Source organism: Streptomyces sp. NPDC039462, assembly GCF_055639375.1.
Genome location: NZ_JBVKAO010000001.1, coordinates 1,155,061 through 1,174,684, shown reverse-complemented (window position 1 = coordinate 1,174,684; position 19,624 = coordinate 1,155,061). Strand labels below are relative to the sequence as shown.

Sequence of the window (19,624 nt, the reverse complement as noted above, 5' to 3'; positions counted from 1 at the left end):
GGCAGCGGTTGACAGAGGCGCGGCCCGAGAAGAAAAGAAACGTCCCCTTCCACGCCTCTCCGAAGTCTTGTACCGCCGGTACGCTTTACGCATGCTCCTGGGGCGTTCGGCGGAATGTGCTCGTCTTCTCGCTCTCATCGACAAGGCACGCGGGGGCGAGAGCAGCGCCCTGCTCATCCGCGGGGAAGCTGGCATCGGCAAGACCAGCCTCGTGGGTTACGTCGCCGAGCAGGCCGACGACCTGCTGCGGCTCGGCACCCGCGGCGTCGAGGTCGAGTCCGACCTGCCCTACGTGGGCCTCGCCGATCTCCTCCGGCCCGTCCTGCACTTCCTCGACCGCATACCGGAGCGGCAGGCCGCCGCACTCACCGGCGCGCTCGCCCTCGGGCCCGCCGTCGCCCAGGACCGGTTCGCGGTGGCCGCGGGGACGCTCAGCCTGCTCGGCGCGCTCGCCGAGGACGGCCCGGTCCTCGTCACCGTCGACGACGCGCACTGGCTCGACCCGTACTCCCTGGACGCGCTCGCCTTCGCCACCCGCAGGCTGGGCCGCGAGGGCGTCGTCGTCCTGTTCACCGCACGCGACGAATCGGAGGAGGCCGTGGCCCGGCTCGCCTCCGTCGAGACGTTCACCCTCACCGGCCTCGACCCCGAGTCCGCGCACCGCCTGATCGCCGAGGAGGGCACCGCCGAACTCACCGAGCAGGAGGCGGCCCGGCTCCTCGCGGAGGCGCGCGGCAACCCCCTCGCCCTCATCGAACTCCCCGCCCTCCTCGCGGGCAGCGGCGCCGGGGACGACGACGGCGAAGGCTCCGGAGCGCCCCTGCCCATCGGCGAGATGCTGGCCCACACCTTCGGCAGCGCCGTGGCCCGGCTGCCCCAGGAGGCGCAGGACGCCATGCTGCTGCTCGCCGTCCTCGGCACCCGGCCGCTCGCGGGCACCGAGGCGGCCCTGCGGGCGCACGGGCTCAGTTACGAATCGCTGGAGGCCGCCGAGGAAGCCGGCCTGGTCGTCGAGGAACGCGACGGCTACGCCTTCCGGCACCCGCTGGTCCGCTCGGCGGTCTACCACGGCGCGACCCCCGTGCGCAGGCGCCGCGCCCACCACGCCATCGCCCGCTCCCTGCAAGGAGCGACCGCCCCCGCCCTGGAGCAGTACGCCTGGCACCTGGCCGCCTCGGGCGCCGAGCCGGACGAACACGTGGCGTCCCTGTTGGAGAATGCCGCCTCCGGAGCGCCCGACACCCTCGCGTATCCACTGGCCTCACGGCTGTACGAGCGGGCCGCGCGCTTCACCCCGGCGGGGCAGCACAAGGCGGAGCGGCTGTTGTGCGCGGCCCGCGCCTCCCAGGCGGCCGGGTCGCTGAACGAGGCGGCCACGATCCTGGACCGCGCCCTGGAGCACGCCGAACAGCTCGGCACCCAGCTCGACATCCGGCAGCTCCGCTGCTACCTCGACGTGCAGCGCGGCCGCCCCACCCGCTCGCGCGAGCTGCTCAGGTCCGCCGCCGACGAGGCGGAGAAGGTCGACCCGGCGCTCGCCGCGATCATGCTCGGCGGCATCGCGCTCACCGAACTCGCCGTCGGCGACCTCACCGCGGCCCGCGCCACCTCCGCCGCGGCGATGGCCCTCGCCGACTCCGCGCACGAGACCCTGCTGCCCGTACGCCTCCTGCGCACCCTCGTGCTGCTGCTCGGCGGCGACGCGGAGGCGGGCCGCGCGCTCCTGCGCGAGCTGGCGGAACCCCTCGCTTCACCGGACCCCGTCTTCCCCTACCCGCTCGCCGGGGTGGGCGGGCTCTGCCACCTCGCCGCCGAGGAGCTCGACGAGGCGCACGACATGCTGGACCGGGCCGCGTACACCGCGCGGAGCTCCAGCGCGGTGGGGCTGCTCTCGCACCTGCTGTGCACGCTGTCGGTCGTCGAGTTCTGGCGGGGCCGCTGGACGACGTCGCTCGCCCACGCCGACGAGGCGGTGCGGCTCGCCGAGGCCAGCGGCCAGCTGATCGAGGTGTCGCGCGGCCTCCCCGCCCTGGTCAAGACCGAGGCCGTCCTGAACCGCGAGGAGGACTGCCGGCGGCACGCGGCGCAGGCCATGGAGTGGGCCGCAACCACCGAGCTGCAGATGGACGCGGCACGGGCGCTCGGCGGGCTCGGCCTCCTGGAGCTGGGCCTCGGCCGTTTCGAGGAGGCCGTGCACCACCTGGAGGAGGTACGGGCCTTCTCGCAGCGGCACGGGCGGGGCGACGGCCTGTATCTGACGTGGGCGGCGGACCTCGCGGACGCGTACGTCCACCTGCACAGGACCGAGGAGGCGCGCGAGGTCCTCGACGTCCTGGAGTACGAGGCGGGGCGCGGCCACCGTCCCGTCACCGCGGGGGCGGCGGCCCGCTGCCGCGGACTGCTCGAACCGGGCGATCCGGAGGCGGCGTCACGGCACATGAGGCGCTCCCTGGCGCTGCTCTCGGAGCGCCCGGTGCCCTTCGAGCGCGGGCGGACCGAGTTCGCGTGGGGGGAGCAGCTGCGCAGGCAGGGCCGGCGCAGCGAGGCACGGCGCCTCCTGGAGCGGGCGCTCGCCACGTTCGAGCGGCTCGGCGCGGCCGGGTGGGCGGCGCGGGTGGCGGCCGAGCTGCACGCCGCGGGCGGCACCGAAGTGCGGCCCGAGCGGGCGCCGTTGGAGCGGCTGACACCGCAGGAGCTGCAGGTCGCGCTGGTCGTCGGCCGGGGTCTGACCAACCACGAGGTGGCGGAGCGGCTCTTCCTGAGCGTCAAGACCGTCGAGTTCCACCTGAGCAACATCTACCGCAAGCTCGACGGGGTGCACCGCAGGGCACAGCTGGTCCGGCTGCTCGCTCAGGCCTCGGAGGTCTCGGGGGTCTGATCTCCCGGTGCCGTCGGCGGGTCGGATGCGCCGGGGAGCAGGCCCGCCGCGTCGAACGCCTCGGTGGCGCCCGGGAGTTCGAGGACCCCTGCGTCCCGGAAGAGCCGGACGGTGCGGGCCGCGGCGGACCGGAGCGCGTCCTTGCTCCGCCGGGTGCGGTAGCTGTCCGCGATGACCTGCCGCACGGCGTCGGCGCGGAGACCCGCCACGGTCAGCGCGGCACCCACCGGCCGCAGGTCGGGCGCGACCCCGGCGACGATCAGCTCGGGCAGACAGCGTGCCGCGCGCCGCCTGAGCGGCACCGGCAGGTCGCCCCACAGCCGTTCGAAGAAGCGGGAGAAGTACACGTGGTGGTGGTCCTCGTCCCGCGCGTGGTCGCGGACGACGTCGCGCACGACGGGCAGCACCGCACGGTCCCCTGGCACTTCGTCCAGGGCCGGCGTGACGAGCGTCTCGAAGACGACGACCTGCAACAGCTGCGCCAACAGCGGTTCCCCGGGCAGCAGTTCCGAGCCGATGCCGTCGAGCTGGCGCAGGAACGGGTCGAAGGCGTAGGGCAGCGGCGGGATGCCGGTCGCCTCGGCGAGCTGCTCGACGAGGTCGAGACTGAAGAGGGCGTGATAGCCCTCGTCGCAGTAGATGCGGTACGCGTCCAGGCGCACCGCGGCGGGCAGCGCGAGCCCGGTGCGGCCGTCCGCTATGCGCTCGGTGGCGCGGTTGACGACGCGGGTCTCGAAGTGGGCCGTGAACGTCAGGTACTGGTAGAGGTGCCGGGCCAGGAGTTCGTGGCGGCGCCGGTCGGGGAGGTCGCGGACCAGCGGGTGGCTCCAGTACGGCACGAGGTGGGGCGGAAAGAGCCTGGTGGCGGGGTCCAGGGGTCCCGTCACGGTGCGGTGGGGGCCACTGCGCACGCCTGACCGCTCGTACCAGTCGGTGCCGATGTCGGTCCCTGTGCCGGTGTCGGTTTCCGCTTCGGCATCCGTGTCGGACTCGCTGTTCGTCATCTCTTCTTTGATGTCGGCTCTCTCTCACAGCGCACGGTTCTCAAGAAGCGGCTCGTTCGTCGGGCGCCACGGACAACGGACGTGCTTTCAGGCGTACTTGATCGGCCGCCGCGTCCAGGCGGGCGGCACATTCGGCGGGCGTGCCAGCCTCGCACAGGACGTACGCGTACCGCTGGAGATGGTCCAAAGGCGGCAGCCCGCGCTCGTCGCCGGGCGCCGCGAGCGCCACGGCCCGCAGCAGCCCCTTGGCCGCGTCGGCCTCGGGTACGGTCACGTGTTCCACCCGGCAGGGCTCCTGCGGGTGGAGGAACCTGATGCCGGCGGTACGGGTCAGGGCGGGCGTGAGGCGGGGCGGAACGCGCCGGGCGACGTCCACGGCCACCAGGCCCGGGTCGATGCCCGTCGCCAGGAAACCGAGGTACGGGACGAGGTCGCCGCCGAGCCGTCCGTTCACCTCGACGACGACGAACCCCCGTGCGGTCAGGCGCACTTGGGTGTGGGTCATGGTGTCGTTGACGCCGAGCACGCGGTGGGTCTTGCCGAGCACCCAGCGCAGCGCCGGGTCGTCCAGGAGCGGATCGTCGGCGCTCACCAGGTGGCCGGTCTCCTCGAAGTACGGGGAGAGGGCGCCCTCCTTGCGGGAGAGCCTGCGGGCGAGGAAGAGAGGCGTGTAGCGGCCCGCGTGGACCACGCCGTCGACGCTGATCTCGGGCCCGTCCAGGTACTCCTCGACGAGGATGCCCACGCGGTACGTCGGGACGCCCGGCCAGTGCGCCGCCTGCGCCTCGGCGAACAGCTCCCGGAGTTCGGCCGCCGAGCGGACCAGCGCGACGCCTCTGCCGGCGCCGAGGCCGCGGGGCTTGACCACCACGGGGTAGCCGATCCACTCGGCCGCGGCGGCCGCCTCCGCGAGGTCGGCGACCACGGCGTGCCGGGGCTGCGGAAGTCCGGCGTCGCGCAGCAGGGCGCGGGTGCGGTGCTTGTCGCGGCAGTTGCGCACGGCGGTCAGGGACGGCCCCGGCACGTCCAGGGCCTCGGCGAGCCGGGCCGCGGGCAGGATCAGCGCCTCCTCGTGGCAGAGGACGCCGCGCACCTTCCGGACGTCGGCGACCGCGCGGGCCGCGCGGATCAGGGAGTGCGGGTCACCTGGGTCGACCTCGGTCCAGCCGGTGAGGTGCGGGGCCTGCCAGGTGGGGGCCGTGTCGTCGAGCAGCCAGAGGTCGGTGCGTAGCGCGGCCGACCGCAGCAGGTACTCGCGGTACTCCTGGGTGCCGCTGCCGACCACCAGGACGGTGCCGGCCGCCCGGTCCGCTCCGGCCGCACCGGCGACCCCGGTGGCCAGGGCCTCTCCGGCGGTTTCCTCGGCGGCCTCTTCTGCGGGCCTCATCGACCCTCCTCCGCCGGGCACGCGCCTCGCCCGACGTCTGCGCCCACGCCCGCGCCCCCGACAAGGGCGTAGGCGGCCCGGTCCTCGACCGGGCCGCCGGGGCCGAACCGCACAAATTCCAGGCGCACTTCACGCTGCCGTCCGGCACCCCGGAGCCGTATCCGCGACAGTGCGGTGCGCCCGGCCCTGAAGATGTCCCGCACCCGAGCGGGGGTGCCGTCGGGCACCCCCGTCCCCCGCCCTCGCGACGGTCGCTCCCCCGATCCTGGGCGGACCACCCGTGCGTACACCCCCGTAGTACGTCCGGTCACCGGTTCTTCCCCCCGATTCGGTGTTTTCAGGTCCGCCGCGGTTCCGCGACCGTGGGTACACCATGGACCCGTACACGGGCGGGGGCGACCGTGAAAACCCTGGGGTCCGGGGCCGGGGGCCGGGGTGAGCGGCCGGGCAGCGCGGGGCGGGCGGGGCGGATGGGACGTACGACCTCGAACGCGGGGCGCGTGAACCGTTGGTTCCGCCGTTCAACCACTTCAGCCGACGGCCGAACCCAGGGTTTTCCTCGGGCCGCCCCGTGCCCAAACCCCGACCCCAGCCCGCGCACCAACGGGTGACAACCGCGGGTTGACACTCGCGAAAGCGTCAACCTACGGTTGTCGCATGACGCTTCCCGACGGCACCCCCCCAGCTCCGCCGGTCCGCCTCGACGACCTCATCGAGGCCATCAAGAAGGTCCACACGGACGCCCTCGACCAGCTCTCCGACGCGGTGATCGCCGCCGATCACCTCGGCGACATCGCCGACCACCTCATCGGCCACTTCGTGGACCAGGCCCGGCGCTCCGGCGCTTCGTGGACCGACATCGGCCGGAGCATGGGCGTCACCCGGCAGGCGGCCCAGAAGCGGTTCGTCCCCAAGAAGCAGGGGGAGGCTTCGGACCTCGACCCCAGCCAGGGCTTCAGCCGCTTCACCGAGCGCGCCAAGAAGACGCTGATGGCCGCGCACGAGGAGGCCAAGACCGCGGGGCACGCCGAGGTCCGCACCGAGCACCTGCTCCTCGGCCTGCTCAGCGAGCCGGAGGCGGTGGGCGCCCGGGCGATCACCGCACAGGGCGTCTCCCTGGACGACGTGCGCACCGCGGCCACCGAGGCGCTGCCCGCACCGGCCGCCGAAGTGCCCGCCCTCGTGCCGTACGACGCCTCGTCGCGCAAGGTCCTGGAGCTGACGTTCCGCGAGGCCCTGCGGCTCGGGCACAACTACGTCGGCACGGAGCACCTGTTGCTCGCCCTCCTGGAGCACGAGGACGGCTCCGGCCCGCTCTCGGGCCTCGGCATCGAGAAGGCCTCCGTGACGGCCACGATCATCGAGTCGCCCTAGCTTCTCCAGAGACCGGCATCCCTGATTCCACCCTCGACCAGCGGGTTGTCTAGACCCATTGACAGCCTTTGTCCGGCTCCCTAGTGTCCCCAGCACCGCTCGAAGAACCACACCGCACATCGATCATGCGTGGGGGGCTCGTGGACAGCACTGCTGGTACCGGCGACATCGGAATGGCGGCCCCCCGGAATCGAGAAGGACTGCCCGTCGTCAGTCTCGACCAGGCGCATTCGCCGCAGAAGGTCCTCGCCCACGGCGAATTGCTGCGGCGCTTCGTCGCGGGCGAGGAGATCAAGCCGGTCCACATGCGGATCGGCATCATGGGCGCCTGCAATATGCGGTGCAATTTCTGCAACTTCCACTCGCCCAACGAAGAGCAGTTCTACGACCTGTTCTCGTTCAAGGATTCGATCGCCACCGACAAGGCGGTCACGCTGCTCCGCGAGTTCGCCGCGAACGACGGGCGCGCCGTGACGTTCTGCGGCAGCGGCGAGTGCACCATCCACCCGGGGTACGTGGAGATCTGCGGCGCCGGCCACGCGGCCGGACTGCGCATCGGGCTGATCACCAACGGCTCGCGCCTCGGCCGGCCGAAGGTCGCCGACTGTGTCGCCGAGACGCACACCTGGGTCCGCATCGGCCTGAACGCCGGCACGGAGGCCACCTTCGACGACATCACGCGGGACCGCGAGCAGACGTTCTCGAAGTTCATCGGCTCGGTCGGCAGGCTCAGGGAGAACGCCGTCGCCCCGGACTTCCGCATCGGCTTCAACTACGTCATCACCCTGCAGAACTACCGGGAGATCATGGAGGCGGCCCGCATCGCCCGTGACTCCGGCGCGCATTACGTGCGTTTCGAGCCCGAGTTCTACAGCGCGCTCGGCCACGAGACCATCGAATCCGTGCTGCCGGAGATCTCCGAATCCCTCCGCCACGCCGCCGCACTCTCCACGGACGCCTTCGAAGTGTCGGTACCGAAGCTGGACCGCGGTCCGATGGACCAGGTGGAAGAGGTGGAGGGCGACTTCGAGCGCTGCCACTACAGCCGTTTCGTCACGGCCGTCGGCGCCGACGGAAATCTCTATCCGTGCCCGCAGGTGCATCTCAACAGCCGCTATCTGATCGGCAATGTCGTCGAACAGGGATACGCGGAAGTCCTGGACGGCGGGCCGCGCGCCGAGTGGGAGGCGTCCAACCCGCGCAGGACCGACCTGTGCAAGTCGTGCTTCTACCGCCCGCAGAACGAACTCCTTGAACTCCTCAAGCGCGGCCAGATCAAACTCGACGAGGCGCTGGACGCCTACGCACTGGAAGTGCCGAGCACCCTGCACGGCGACTTCGTCTGAGCCGGCCGCATGCAGCTACGCCACCTCCGCGGGCTTCTCGCCGCCGAGCCCGCCCTGCGCCACACGAAGAGCACCGAAGACCACGCGGCCCGGGCCGCCCGGGTGCGGGCCGTCGTCGAGCGGCTGGCCCGCGTCGAGCGCGCCCCGCTCACCACCACCGAAACGACCGTCTCCGTGCGGGACGGTCTGCGACGCGAGCGGCTCCTGCTCGAATCGCCCGTACGCGGCTCCTTCCACGGCACGCTCCTCGCACCGGCGGACGCCGCGCCGGACGCCTCGCCGGACACCCCACCGACCGCCCCGCCCCGTCCCGCCGTCCTCGTCCTCGGCGGCAAGAACGCCCGCCTCGACCAGCTCACCGGCGACGTGCCGCCGGACCACCCCGACCGCAACGTCGCCGAGCAGCTGGCGCACGCCGGTTTCGTCACGCTCTCCTTCGACCACGGCATCGGCGGCGCCATGGACGCCGCGCGCCGGGCAGGCCGGGACGAAGGGACACTGCTCGCCCATGCGTTCGCCCTCACAGGACGCTCCCTGCTCGGCGCCCTCACCGGCGACGCCCTGGGCGCGCTCGACGTCCTCGCCGCGCATCCGCTCGTCGACCCGCGCCGCATCGGCCTGTTCGGCCACAGTCTCGGCGCGGCCGTCGCCCTCCACACCGCGCTGCTCAGCGGGCGCGCGGGCGTCCCGCTCTGCGCGGCCAGTCACGTCGGCAGCTATGGGGCCCTGTACGAAAGGCTGTTGACCGGCCATGAGGGGGCGGTGCTGCCCGGCATCCTGGAGTACGCCGACCTGCCCGACCTGTACGGCGCCCTCGCCCCGGCGCCGCTCCAGCTCCAGTACGGCACGGCCGACTCCTACCTGGAACCCGCCGACGCGCGGGCGGCGGCGGACACGGTCCAGGAGGCGTACCAGGCTGCCGGGGCCGAGGTGGAGGTCCACGGGCTACCCATGGGGCACGGCACACACGTCGGCCACGCCGCTGACTTCTTCACCCGCACGCTCACCGAGCCCGCATCCGTGGGTCCCGCCGTACCGGCCCAGCGCATCCACTTCGAGGTGTCCGAGCGGCGTACCGTGCTCGACCGCGTCGACACCGCGCTCGCCTCGGGCATCCTCACGCAGGGCCCGCAGGTGGCCCGCTTCGAGGCGCTCGCCCGCCCCTGGACCGGCCGCGACACGGCGGCGGTCGCGTCCGGTTCTGCGGCCCTGGAGATCGCGCTGCGCGTCATCGGTGTGGCGGGCCGCACGGTGCTCGTGCCGGTCAACACGTTCTTCGCGACGGCGGCCGCCGCCGTGCGCGCCGGTGCGGCCGTGCGCTTCGTCGACATCGAGCTCGACGGCCTCGGCATGGACCCGGACTCCCTGCGCGCCGCCCTGGACCGGCACCCCGACACCGCCGCCGTCCTGCCGGTGCACATCGGCGGCATCGTCGCCCCCTCGCTCGACGCGCTGCTCGCACAGTGCGAGCAGCGCGGCATCCCGGTCGTGGAGGACGCCGCGCACGCCTTCGGAGCCACGCTCGGCCGGCGCCCTGCCGGTGGCTTCGGCCGGTTCGGCGCCTTCTCCTTCTTCCCCACGAAGGTCGCGATCAGCGGCGAGGGCGGGCTGCTGTCCGCCGCGTCGGCGGCCGACCTGGAGCAGGTGCGGCGCTGGCGCGACCACGGAAAGAGCGCGCAGGGCTCCACGCTGCACGACCGCCCCGGCGGCAACTGGCGGCTGAGCGAACTGCACGCCGCCGTCGGCACGGTGGACCTGGAGCGCTTCTCCCGCACCCTCGCCGCACGCCGCACGCTCGCCGCCCGGTACGACGCGCTGCTCGCCGACGTGCCCGGCGTCCGGCCGCACGCCGTGCCCGCGGCGGCGGGCAGCAACTACTACAAGTACCTCGCCTACCTGCACCCCGACGCACCGCTGGACCGCCCGCTCCTGAAGAAACGGCTCCGGGAGCGGCACGGCGTGTCCCTGGCCGGTGAGGTCTACGACCATCTGCTGTGCGACCACCCGCAGTTCGCCCCGCAGCGCCGCCAGGACGCAGCGGACGGCCCTTTCCAGCGGGCCCGCTGGTTCGCGCGGCACCACATCGCCCTGCCGTTGTACCCGTCCCTCACGGAGGCCGAGCAGTTACGGGTGGTCGCCGCACTCCGCAGCGAGCTGCCGTGACCGCCGTGCTCTCCGCGTTCCGCCGGGGCGCGTGGCGGACGTCCCTGGACCGGGCTCCTCTGCCCGGCCCCGGGGGGCGGGAGCTGGCGCTGGTCCCGGAGATCGTCGCCGACGCGGACCGGCGTTGGTGGGACAGCACCCTGCCCGGCCTGCCCAGCCTCACCGGACGCCGCCAACTCCTGCTTGAAGCACTTGAGTTGTTCGACCACGGCGCCGTCTCGGTGGGAGGCCTCGGCGAGCAGAGCGCCGGGGACTTCCGCGCGGCGCTGTGGGAGAGTGCGGGGCTGCCGGGGCCGCTGGTCGACCGGTGGTGCGCGATGCTGCGGGACGGCTTCCTGAAGCACGGTGACCCATCCGCCGGCCCCGACGGGCGGCTGGCCCTCGTCGCGCTGCCGGGCAACACCTTCACCTGTCTGGAGTCGGTCTGCGACCAGGCCGAGCGCTCGGCGGGCGTGTGGCTGCGGCCGAGCCGACGCGAACCGTTCTCCGCGGCCCGGTTCGTCGCCGCGCTGCTCGCAGCGGGGTGGCCCCCGGCCCGCGTCGGCCTGTACCCCGCCGAACAGCGTGCCCTGCCGGGCCTTGTGCGGCTCACGGACCGGCACGTCGTCTACGGCGGCGCCGGACTCGCCGCGACGCTCCGCGCCTCCCCCGCCCTCACCCTGCACGGCCCCGGCCGGGGCTGCGCGCTGGTGCCGCCGGGCATGCCGACCGACGAGGCGGTGGCATGGCTGCTGCCCTTGGTGGCGGCGGACTCCGGGCGGTTCTGCAGCAACGTACGCACCGTCGTATGCGAGGAGCCCGACGCGGCGGAACAACTGGCCGCAGCGCTGGCCGCCGCCCTCGACGCCCTGCCCCCGGACGGCGCGTGGCCCCTGACCGCCTTCCGCGAACCGGGCGCCGCGGAACACGCGGCCCGCACCGTCCGCGACCGCCTCCACCCCGGCGACCGCGTCCTGACCCGCCGGCCGCCCGTACTGACGAGCGCGGCGAACGACGTGTACGTGCTGCCCCATCTCACCCTGCTCGCGGGCCACTTCACGCACAGCACTCCTTCTCATCCTCTGATCGGCCACGAGGTCCCCTTCCCCTCCGCCGCCGTCCTGAGCGCCTCCCCCGAGGCCGCGCGGGCCATCACCGCCGCCTCCCTCTTCGTGTACCGCCCGGTGAAGCGAGGCCCCGTATGACCACCGTCTCCGGCACCCTGTCCGACACGCTGCGCGAACGCGTCCCCGAGCTCGGCGTGGACCTCGACACATGGACGCGCCGCATGATGCGCTGGCACTTCGACCCGGAGACCGGCAGCCCCTTCTGGGTCGCGCGGCGCGGCAGGCTCGGCTTCGACCCGGTCGAGGACATCGGCGGCTTCGCCGACCTGACGCGCTTCGGCCTCTTCGACAAGGCCGAGCTGCGCGTCGCGCACGCCCGCGACCTGCGGCCCCGCGGCTACCGCGACCGGCCCTTCCGGGTCTTCGAGACCGGTGGCAGCACGGGCGCTCCCTGCCGGGTCGTCAACGTCACGCGCCTCGCGTACGACGTGGAGATCTACCGCACGGTCCTCGAGGCGCGCGGCGTGGCCGGCGGCGACGTGCTCGCGATGACGCCGAGTGGGCCGCACGCGTACGGGCACTTCGTGGAGGGCCTGGCCGACAGCTGGCGGGGTGCCGTGCACGCCATCGACTTCGATCCGCGCTGGGTGAAGGCCGCCCTGCGGTCAGGCGGCGAGGCCGGCGCCTACACCGCGCACCTGATCGACCAGACCCTCGTCCTGCTGGCCGCCGAACGCCCCGCGCTGCTCTTCACGACCTCGCGGCTGCTCGTCGAGCTCGCGATGCGGCTGCCCCGCCCCCTGCACACGTACGGCATCCGTGCCGTGTGCACCGGGGGCACCTCGTGCAGCGCCGCCGAGGCCGAGTTCCTGCGCGAGGAGCATCTGCCGGGCGTGCAGTGGATCGACACCTACGGCAACACACTCGTCGGCCACGCGCTCCAGGCCGACGCGGCGGCGGGCACGGTGGCGGGCGCACCGGACGTGCCGGGCGGCACCGGCCACTCCTACCATCTGCCGCCGCCCTTCGCCGTGTTGACGGTCGTCGACCCGGCCGACCCGTGGCGCGAGGTCGCGGTCGGGCAGCGGGGCCGCGTGCGGGCCACAACCCTTCTGGAGGACCTGTTCCTGCCCAACCTCCTGGAGCGGGACAGCGCGGTCAGGACCGGGCCGCACCCGTGGTTCCCCTGGGACGGGGTCGCCGCCGTGCGGCCCTTCCGCGAGTCCGGGGCCGCCGAGGAGGCGGTGGAAGGCGTCTACTGACCGGTCCGCCGGCCGGTCCACCGACCGATGGATCGAGGGCCACACATCGTGAACCTGTCGTCGAACGGCGTACCCATACCCTGCACGCCGGAGCTCTTCGGCCCGCTGCGGCCCAGCGCCGACCTGCTGGCGCCGAGAGACCCCGGCGCGCTGCGGGAACGGCTGCACGCGGACGGTTATCTGTATCTGCCGGGCCTGCTCGACCGTGCGGAGGTGCTGCGGCTGCGGGGCGCGTACTTCTCGCTCTTCCCGCCGGGCCTGCTGGCGCCGGGCACGGGAGCGGAGGACGGGGTGTTCTCCGGGCGGGTGCCCGAAGGCGTTCCGGAGTACGGGGTGGCGGGGCACCCGGCGTACGCGTTCGTACGCTCTCCTCACTTCGACCGCTTCGTCGCCGACCCCGTCCTCTCCACCCTCGCCGCCCAACTCCTGGGCGCCGACGCTGTGATGCTGCCGCGCCGCATCCTGCGCCACTTCCACCGGGGCACACGGCGCGCCTCCCGCGCGCACGTCGACTTCGACTACATGGACAAGGGCTCCCCGCGCGTCGTCACCTTCTGGATCCCGGTCGGTGACTGCCCTCCGCGCACCGGCGCCCTGGTGTACCTGGAGGGCTCCCACCGGCTGCCGCCCGAGGAGTACGCGCCGCTGCGCGACGTCACCGACCGGCCCGGCGACCGCCGGCAGATCTGCCACGACCTGGAGCTGACCGCCCGCACGCTCGGCCGGCGCTGGCTGTGCGCCGACTTCGCGGCGGGCGACGTCATGGTGCACCTGCCCCGCATCATCCACGCGTCCCTGGACACGACGACGGACGCCATGCGTCTCTCCGTCGACACCCGTTTCGTACGCTCCGGCGACACTCCCGACCCGCGCTGGCTCCGCCCCTGGTCGGCGGACGACGGGGCGTGAGCCCCTTCAGAGCCTGACGGCCCGCCCTCCCGCCGCGTCCGACCGTTCCGCCGCGACGATCACCTCGTCGACGAGGCGGGCCTCGGCGACCGGGCAGACCGGAGTGGTGCCGGTCGCCACGGCGGCCATGAAGTCGGCGAGCAGCGGCTGGTGGGGGTTGGGCGCCGGGGGCAGCAGGAGAGGTGTCCCGGGGGTTCCTTCGAGGTGGCCGGAGTCGAGCGGGTCGAGCGTCACGGTGCGTCCGCCGCCGCTGAGCCGGATGCGGTCCACGGGCGGGCCGTCACCCCACTCCACGAGGCAGTGCGCCCGGAATCCGGACCGCCAGCGCAGGACGAGCCGGGCCTGCCGCTCCGCGCCGCGCGGGTAGCGGCGGCCGAGCCGGGCGGCCACCTCGTCCGGCCGTCCGAACAGGTGGAGCAGCAGATCGATCCGGTGGCTCCCGGCGTCGGCGAGGACCCCGCCGCCGGACACGGCGGGGTCGGTGCGCCAGCGCATCGGATCGTCGGGCCCCGGTTCGAAGGCGCTGCGGAAGCGCACCTCGATGCGCTCGGGTGTCCACCCGCCGAGCTCCTCGCGCAGCCGCCGCACGGCGGGCGCGAGCCTTCGGTAATAGGCGACGCCCGCACATCGCCCCGCCGTGTCGAGTGTCCCTCCGGTGCCGAGGCCGCCCGCGAGCGGCTTCTCGATCAGCACGGGCAGCCCCGCGTCCAACACGGCCTGCGCGACCGGCACATGGAGGACGACGGGGGTGGCGACGTACACGGCGTCGACGCCGGACAGGAGGAGGTCAGGTGCCGCGCCGGACCTTGCGATCCCGTACCGCTCGGCGGTGCGCGCGGCGCGGTGCGGGTCGCGGCCCCAGAGGGCCACCGGTTCCTCACCGAGCGCGTGCAGGGCGGGCAGCACGCGGCGCGTCACGACGTCGCCGTATCCGGCGATGCCCCACCTCATGCGCTTGTCCGTCGGCCGTTCAGGGGACGATCGCCACCTTCAGGGTCTCGGGCGGCGGGCCGTCGTAGGGGGCCTGCTGGGCGTCCGGGTAGAGGGAGCGGCTGGCGGAGAGCTGTTCCAGGGCCTTGGGGAGCTCGTCGAGGGGATAGGTGTGCGTGTGGAGGTCGGGCAGGCGCAGGGAGTCGGTGCGGCGGTGGGCGAGTCGTTCGGCGGTGGCGAGCGCCTCGGCGCGCGCGGTGTCCAGCGGCTCCGCGGAGCTGTGCACGCGCAGTCCCTTGCGCTCCCAGGTGATCAGGTCGACGGTGACGTGCGTGTCGACGTGGTGCGTGCCGAGGAGGACGACGAGGCCGTTCTGCCGTACGAGACGTACGCAGGCGTTGAGGGTCGTGGGGGTGCCGACGGCGTCGACGGCCACATCGAAGTCCGCGCCGACGGAGGCCAGTTGTTCCGCGCTGCCGTCCACGCGGCGCACGTCGTCGGCGCCCGCGGCGGTGGACCGTTCGAGGCGCCAGTCGTCGAGGTCGACGGCGACGACCTCGGCGGCGCCGCGCGCCAGCGCGACCCGCAGCGCCAGCTGTCCGACGGGTCCCTGGCCGACGATCGCGACGCGGTCGCCGAGCCTGATGCCGCGGGTGGCGTGCACGGCCAGCGGCAGGAGCTGGAGGATCGCGCCCTGTTCGAAGGGCACGTCGTCGGGCAGCGCGCCCACGGAGATCTCGCGGGCCAGCGCGTAGTCGGCGTACCCGGTGGTGAGCGGGGTCCGCACGAAGACCCGCTGCCCGGGCACGACACGCCGTACGCCCGCGCCGCACGCCTCGACGACTCCGGCGATCTCGTGGCCGAAACACCCCTGGGAGCAGTGCTCGCGCAGGCCGTAGTAGTGGAAGTAGGCGAGGTCGCTGCGGTTGCAGACCGTGCAGGCCCGGACGCGGACGAGGACCTCGGACGGTCCGGGTTCCGGCACCGCGACATCGGTGACCAGCCTGATGTCGCGCCTGCCGACGAGTTCGTACCTGCGCATGGCCCTCTCCCCTCAGCGGATGCGATCTGCGGAAGTCCCAAGGATTCCCCAACTCTGCCGCCGGGAGGGTGGATTCGCCCGCCTCGACCTGTTCCGACTCCTTGACAGCCCTGTTTGGTACGAGCCAATATCCACTATCCGATTGGCCTGGACCAATCAGCAGCAGCCCCGCCGCACACCCGCTCCCCCCGTGCACCCCGCACACCCTGTGCCCCGTACGTCTCCCGTACGTACCCCGCAACTTCGGAGGTCGCGCCATGGCACCGAGCAGTGACCCGACTCTGGAGCACCTCGCCCACTCCGTGCTGCAGCCCGGCTTCGAGGGCACCACGGCCCCCGACTGGGTGCGCCGCAGGATCTCCGAGGGCCTGGGCTCCGTCGTGCTGTTCGCGCGGAACATCGAGACGCCCGAGCAGGTCGCGCGGCTCACCTCGGCGCTGCGCGCGGAGAACCCCGACCTCATCGTCGCCATCGACGAGGAGGCGGGCGACGTGACGCGCCTGGAGGCGTGGACCGGTTCGTCCCGCCCCGGAAACCTGGCTCTCGGCGCCGTCGACGACATCGACCTGACCGAGCGTGTCGCCCACGACATCGGCCGCGACCTGCACGCGGCGGGCGTCTCCCTCAACTTCGCGCCCAGCGCCGACGTGAACTCCAACCCGCTCAACCCGGTGATCGGCGTACGCTCCTTCGGCTCCCGCACCGACGTCGTCTCCCGCCACACGGCCGCCTGGATCCGCGGCCTTCAGGAGGCCGGCGTCGCCGCCTGCGCCAAGCACTTCCCCGGCCACGGCGACACGGTCGTCGACTCGCACTACGGCCTGCCCCAGGTGAAGGGCTCCGCGGAGGAGATCGCGCTCACCGCGCTGCCGCCGTTCATCGCGGCGATGGAGGCGGGCGTGCGCGCCGTGATGACCGCGCACCTGCTCGCGCCCGCCTACGACCCGGACCTGCCCGCGACCCTCAGCCACCGCATCCTGGTGGAACTGCTCCGCGGCGACCTGCACTTCGACGGCCTCGTGGTCACCGACGGCATCGAGATGGGAGCGGTCACCGACCGCTACGGCATCGACGGCGCGACCGTGAAGGCGGTGGCCGGCGGCGTGGACGCGGTGTGCGTGGGCGGCGAGAGCGCCGACGAGTCCACGTTCGACCTGCTCTCCACGGCTCTGGTGAAGGCCGTGCTGGACGGCACGCTGCCGGAGGCTCGCCTCGCCGAGGCGAGTACGCGCGTACGGGAGTTCGCCGCCTGGTCCGGCGAGCGGTCCCGGGCCGTGGGGCGCGCCCCGAAACCCTCCGAAATCGGCGCCATCGGCCTGGTCGCGGCCCGCCGCGCGGTACGGGTGCACCACCGCGTCGGCACGGCGAACGCGGCGCTCCCCGTCACCGGGGTCCCGCACGTCGTGGAGCTCTCCCCCACGATGAACCTCGCCGTCGACGGCCACACCCCGTGGGGCGTCGCGGTGCCGCTGCGCGACCTGCGCCCCGGCACGACATCCGTACGCCTGACGGAGCCCGAACTGTCGTACTCCGTCGACGTGGTGGACCGCGATGTGCTGGCCCCGGCGCAGGGCCGGGCCCTGGTCGTCGTGGTCCGCGACGCGGCCCGCCACCGCTGGATGACCGACACCCTCAACCGCATCCTGCGCAGCCGCCCCGACGCCCTGGTCGTCGAGATGGGCGTCCCCTCGGGCGACGCGCTCGGCGCCACCCACCTGATCACCCATGGCGCGACCCGCGTCTCGGGCATCGCGGCGGCGGAGCTGCTCGCGGGGGCGGCGGGCTGACCCGCCGCCCCCTCATGAGCGACCCCGGTCGCTAGCTCTTCAACGGGCCCTCGCAACTGAAGTCCGCGCTGCCCGCGCGCCCGTCGGACCAGATGTCCACCTCGCCGAACGAGCAGTTCATGTCGGTGAGGTTGTTGTCACCGGCCAGGGCACGGTCGAGCAGGTAGTAGTCCACCGTCTCCGACATGTCCTTGAAGACGGCGTCGGGGTCGTCGGCCGCGGCGAGGTGCGCGGTGATCCTGCCGGTGCAGGTGTACCGCGGACGTTCCGGTGCGCCGTTCGAGCGGCAGTCGGGCGTGATGCCCGTCGTCGCGGCGATGGAGGTGCGGACCTGGGCGGCGGTGGTGTCGCGGAGCTCGCCGACCGGCACGTACTTCGTGTCGGGCACGAAGAGGTCGTCGACGTGCGCGATCTGCTTGTCCAGGAAGGCGTCGTACCGGCTCTGCAGCCCGCGGTCCTTGCCGAGCCGGTCGCGCCAGGCGTCGAAGGCCGCCGGGTCGTCGGCCCGCAGGTGTCCGTACATCTCCTTGATGAGGGCGGGGTGTTCGGTCCACAGGAACTCGAAGAACGTGCCGGCGTAGTCATAGAAGCGGAAGCCGTCGCCTTCGTAGGTGGCGTGCAGCAGTTGGTCGACGGTCATCCTGGGGCCGCCGTTCGCCGTGTCGTCGATGATGCCCTGGACCAGCGACCTGCGGACCTTGATGCCGTCGTCACGGGTGGCGCCGTCGAAGAACTCCGCGGTGCCCTCGTCCATGGCGGTGGTCCGGTCGCCCTGGTACCAGGGTCCCTCGCCGAAGAAGCCCGGCACCGCCCAGCGGCCGTTGAGGTAGTGCGTGTACTCGTGGCGGAAGAGCTCCTCCAGCGTCAGCGTGGAGTCCTGCGGGACGCGCCGCTGGTAGGTGTAGAAGGTCGCGCCGCGCTCGATGTAGACGCCGCCGTTGTTGGTGTCCATTCCGGTGAGCAGCGGGTGGTAGTTCTCGTAGTCGGCGCGTGAGGCGTAAAGAACCGTCGTCAGCGTGGAGTTGGGGTCGCCCGCGAGCGGCTTGTCGGTGCCGACGACGCGGTGGAACTGCGCCTTGACCTGCTTGCTCGCGTAGTACAGCTGGTCGACGGTCCGCCGGTCCAGCGCCGTGCGGACCTTCATGCCTCCCTTGTCGTACGTATAGGTCTGCGGGAAGACGCGGCGCTCGATGTCGGCCTTGCACACGTTGTACGGCGCACAGGCGTCGTACTCGTTCAGCCAGAGGGCCACCTTCGCCCACGGGGCGCTGCCCTCACCGAAGTTGCGGACGGTGACGGGCACCAGGCCGCCGAGTCCGGGGACGATCTCGGCGGTGAGTCCGTCGATTTGGCCGAACCTGCCGTACTCGCTCAGGGCGTCCCGCACCACCCAGGCGTTGTTCGTGCCCTTGAGGTGGGTGTGTCCGCCGAAGGCCTTGAAGGCGGCGCGGTAGGACGGATCGGCCTTCACCGCCGCGTGGAAGGCGGTGTCCTTGTTGCCGGGGTACACGCCGAGGTAGCTCAGGGAGAGCGCGGCGAGCGCGGATCCGGCCCAGGCGGTGTCCTTCGCCGTGTCGGGGTGCTTGGCGTCCATGGTGGCCAGGACCCGTTTGACGAGCGGGAGTTGGTGCTGGCGCAGGCCGGGTGCGCTGGCTGCGTAGAGGGCCTCGCGCAGCGAGTCGGCGTTGGTGCGGGTCGCGTCGAAGGTGCGGGCGGCCGAGCCGAAGGCGGCGACGGCGCGGCGCATGGCGTCCACGGTCGGCGCGTCGGTGACATCGATCTCGTCGTGCGAGAAGTCCTGGTAGGCGACGGCGTGCAGATAGGTGAGCAGCTCCAGGAGGTTGCTGCCGTTCTTGCCGTCGTGGGCCGCCGCGAGGCGGGTGACGCGGCCGGAGACCGCCTGGACGTGCGCGTCCGACATGACGGGGGCGAGCCGTGGGTCCCAGGTCCAGACGAGGGTGCGCAGACAGCCGTCGGCGGTGACCGCCGGGTCGGCGAGGAAGTCGGTGAACCGCTCGGGCGACAGGCCGGTGACGCCGTCGAGGGTGCAGGGCGCGACCGCGGCATCCGTCGCGACCTGCTTCTTCTTGGGCTTCGGGGTACGGGCGCCGGGGACCTGGCCGTCCTTGAGCCCGCCGGGCGCGGGGATCTTGTAGGCGCTCGGCTCGGGGGCCTTCGCGCGGCGGTCGACCACGTCGAGGGGGCTCGGTCCGGCGGGCGCGGACGACGTGGTCAGGGTGGTGGTGCGGGGGTCAGGCTTTGCGGGGGACGGTTCGGCCGCGTTTCCGTACTGGGCGGCCGAGACGCAGAGGGTCGCCGCTATCGCGCCGGCGAGCACGGATCTGCGCAGGGTTCTTGGACGTGGCTGGGACACCGGGGACTCCTGTGTGGGAGGTGGGGGCAAGAGGTGATGTCACGCTGAACCGGCGCGTGGGCAGCCCCACTTGGAAGCCTTGGAGGCTGCCTCCGCGTCATGTGATGCGTAACGTAGTAATG

Annotated in this window: 13 protein-coding genes; 8 read left to right on the top strand and 5 right to left on the bottom strand. The window is 73.0% G+C overall.

The window, feature by feature from the left end; all coding sequences use genetic code 11:
• The first annotated feature begins 91 nt into the window (after positions 1-91).
• Positions 92-2,878 (top strand): helix-turn-helix transcriptional regulator, encoded by a 2,787-nt coding sequence (locus tag ACZ7LU_RS04985; RefSeq protein ID WP_471915726.1) that lies wholly within the window; start codon positions 92-94, stop codon positions 2,876-2,878.
• Here ACZ7LU_RS04985 and ACZ7LU_RS04980 read toward each other — a convergent pair.
• Positions 2,851-3,882, bottom strand: coding sequence for a diiron oxygenase (locus ACZ7LU_RS04980; RefSeq protein ID WP_471915725.1), 1,032 nt, complete (start codon positions 3,880-3,882; stop codon positions 2,851-2,853). The genes ACZ7LU_RS04985 and ACZ7LU_RS04980 overlap by 28 nt on opposite strands.
• 40 nt (positions 3,883-3,922) lie before the next feature.
• Positions 3,923-5,269 (bottom strand): ATP-grasp domain-containing protein, encoded by a 1,347-nt coding sequence (locus tag ACZ7LU_RS04975; protein ID WP_471915724.1) that lies wholly within the window; start codon positions 5,267-5,269, stop codon positions 3,923-3,925.
• A gap of 657 nt (positions 5,270-5,926) precedes the next feature.
• On the opposite strand from ACZ7LU_RS04975, the gene ACZ7LU_RS04970 reads away from it, so the two are divergent.
• The 6 genes from ACZ7LU_RS04970 to ACZ7LU_RS04945 all read left to right on the top strand — a co-directional run bounded on the left by ACZ7LU_RS04970 (position 5,927) and on the right by ACZ7LU_RS04945 (position 13,369).
• Positions 5,927-6,643 (top strand): Clp protease N-terminal domain-containing protein, encoded by a 717-nt coding sequence (locus ACZ7LU_RS04970; RefSeq protein WP_471915723.1) that lies wholly within the window; start codon positions 5,927-5,929, stop codon positions 6,641-6,643.
• A 140-nt stretch (positions 6,644-6,783) separates the two neighbouring features.
• Positions 6,784-7,989 (top strand): radical SAM protein, encoded by a 1,206-nt coding sequence (locus tag ACZ7LU_RS04965; protein ID WP_471915722.1) that lies wholly within the window; start codon positions 6,784-6,786, stop codon positions 7,987-7,989.
• Between the two features lie 9 nt (positions 7,990-7,998).
• A complete protein-coding gene (locus ACZ7LU_RS04960; protein WP_471915721.1) occupies positions 7,999-10,152 on the top strand; it encodes a DegT/DnrJ/EryC1/StrS family aminotransferase in 2,154 nt (717 codons plus the stop codon).
• Entirely contained in the window at positions 10,149-11,336 is a 1,188-nt protein-coding gene (locus tag ACZ7LU_RS04955) for a hypothetical protein (RefSeq protein ID WP_471915720.1), read from the top strand. The genes ACZ7LU_RS04960 and ACZ7LU_RS04955 overlap by 4 nt, the downstream gene beginning before the upstream one ends.
• Positions 11,333-12,460 (top strand): acyl-CoA synthetase family protein, encoded by a 1,128-nt coding sequence (locus ACZ7LU_RS04950; protein ID WP_471915719.1) that lies wholly within the window; start codon positions 11,333-11,335, stop codon positions 12,458-12,460. The genes ACZ7LU_RS04955 and ACZ7LU_RS04950 overlap by 4 nt, the downstream gene beginning before the upstream one ends.
• 48 nt (positions 12,461-12,508) lie before the next feature.
• The gene (locus ACZ7LU_RS04945) at positions 12,509-13,369 is read left to right on the top strand and encodes a phytanoyl-CoA dioxygenase family protein (RefSeq protein ID WP_471915718.1); all 861 of its coding nucleotides are present in this window, start codon (positions 12,509-12,511) and stop codon (positions 13,367-13,369) included.
• A 6-nt stretch (positions 13,370-13,375) separates the two neighbouring features.
• On the opposite strand, the gene ACZ7LU_RS04940 is transcribed toward ACZ7LU_RS04945, so the two are convergent.
• Together ACZ7LU_RS04940 and ACZ7LU_RS04935 are read right to left on the bottom strand one after the other, a co-directional pair.
• Positions 13,376-14,320, bottom strand: coding sequence for a Gfo/Idh/MocA family protein (locus tag ACZ7LU_RS04940; protein WP_471915717.1), 945 nt, complete (start codon positions 14,318-14,320; stop codon positions 13,376-13,378).
• 19 nt (positions 14,321-14,339) lie between these two features.
• Positions 14,340-15,341 carry a zinc-dependent alcohol dehydrogenase gene (locus ACZ7LU_RS04935; protein WP_471915716.1) on the bottom strand — a complete coding sequence of 334 codons (1,002 nt, stop codon included), beginning with the start codon at positions 15,339-15,341 and terminating at the stop codon, positions 14,340-14,342.
• A gap of 257 nt (positions 15,342-15,598) precedes the next feature.
• Here ACZ7LU_RS04935 and ACZ7LU_RS04930 point away from each other — a divergent pair, with 257 nt between their 5' ends.
• The gene (locus tag ACZ7LU_RS04930) at positions 15,599-17,128 is read left to right on the top strand and encodes a glycoside hydrolase family 3 protein (protein WP_471915715.1); all 1,530 of its coding nucleotides are present in this window, start codon (positions 15,599-15,601) and stop codon (positions 17,126-17,128) included.
• 31 nt (positions 17,129-17,159) lie between these two features.
• Here ACZ7LU_RS04930 and ACZ7LU_RS04925 read toward each other — a convergent pair whose 3' ends face one another.
• Entirely contained in the window at positions 17,160-19,502 is a 2,343-nt protein-coding gene (locus ACZ7LU_RS04925) for a collagenase (protein ID WP_471915714.1), read from the bottom strand.
• Positions 19,503-19,624: the final 122 nt, after the last annotated feature.

Coding starts and splice junctions, on each gene's coding strand:
- ACZ7LU_RS04985 (WP_471915726.1), top strand. CDS start 92: ATGCTCCTGGGGCGTTCGGCGGAATGTGCTCGTCTTCTCGCTCTCATC.
- ACZ7LU_RS04980 (WP_471915725.1), bottom strand. CDS start 3,882: ATGACGAACAGCGAGTCCGACACGGATGCCGAAGCGGAAACCGACACC.
- ACZ7LU_RS04975 (WP_471915724.1), bottom strand. CDS start 5,269: ATGAGGCCCGCAGAAGAGGCCGCCGAGGAAACCGCCGGAGAGGCCCTG.
- ACZ7LU_RS04970 (WP_471915723.1), top strand. CDS start 5,927: ATGACGCTTCCCGACGGCACCCCCCCAGCTCCGCCGGTCCGCCTCGAC.
- ACZ7LU_RS04960 (WP_471915721.1), top strand. CDS start 7,999: ATGCAGCTACGCCACCTCCGCGGGCTTCTCGCCGCCGAGCCCGCCCTG.
- ACZ7LU_RS04950 (WP_471915719.1), top strand. CDS start 11,333: ATGACCACCGTCTCCGGCACCCTGTCCGACACGCTGCGCGAACGCGTC.
- ACZ7LU_RS04940 (WP_471915717.1), bottom strand. CDS start 14,320: ATGAGGTGGGGCATCGCCGGATACGGCGACGTCGTGACGCGCCGCGTG.
- ACZ7LU_RS04935 (WP_471915716.1), bottom strand. CDS start 15,341: ATGCGCAGGTACGAACTCGTCGGCAGGCGCGACATCAGGCTGGTCACC.
- ACZ7LU_RS04930 (WP_471915715.1), top strand. CDS start 15,599: ATGGCACCGAGCAGTGACCCGACTCTGGAGCACCTCGCCCACTCCGTG.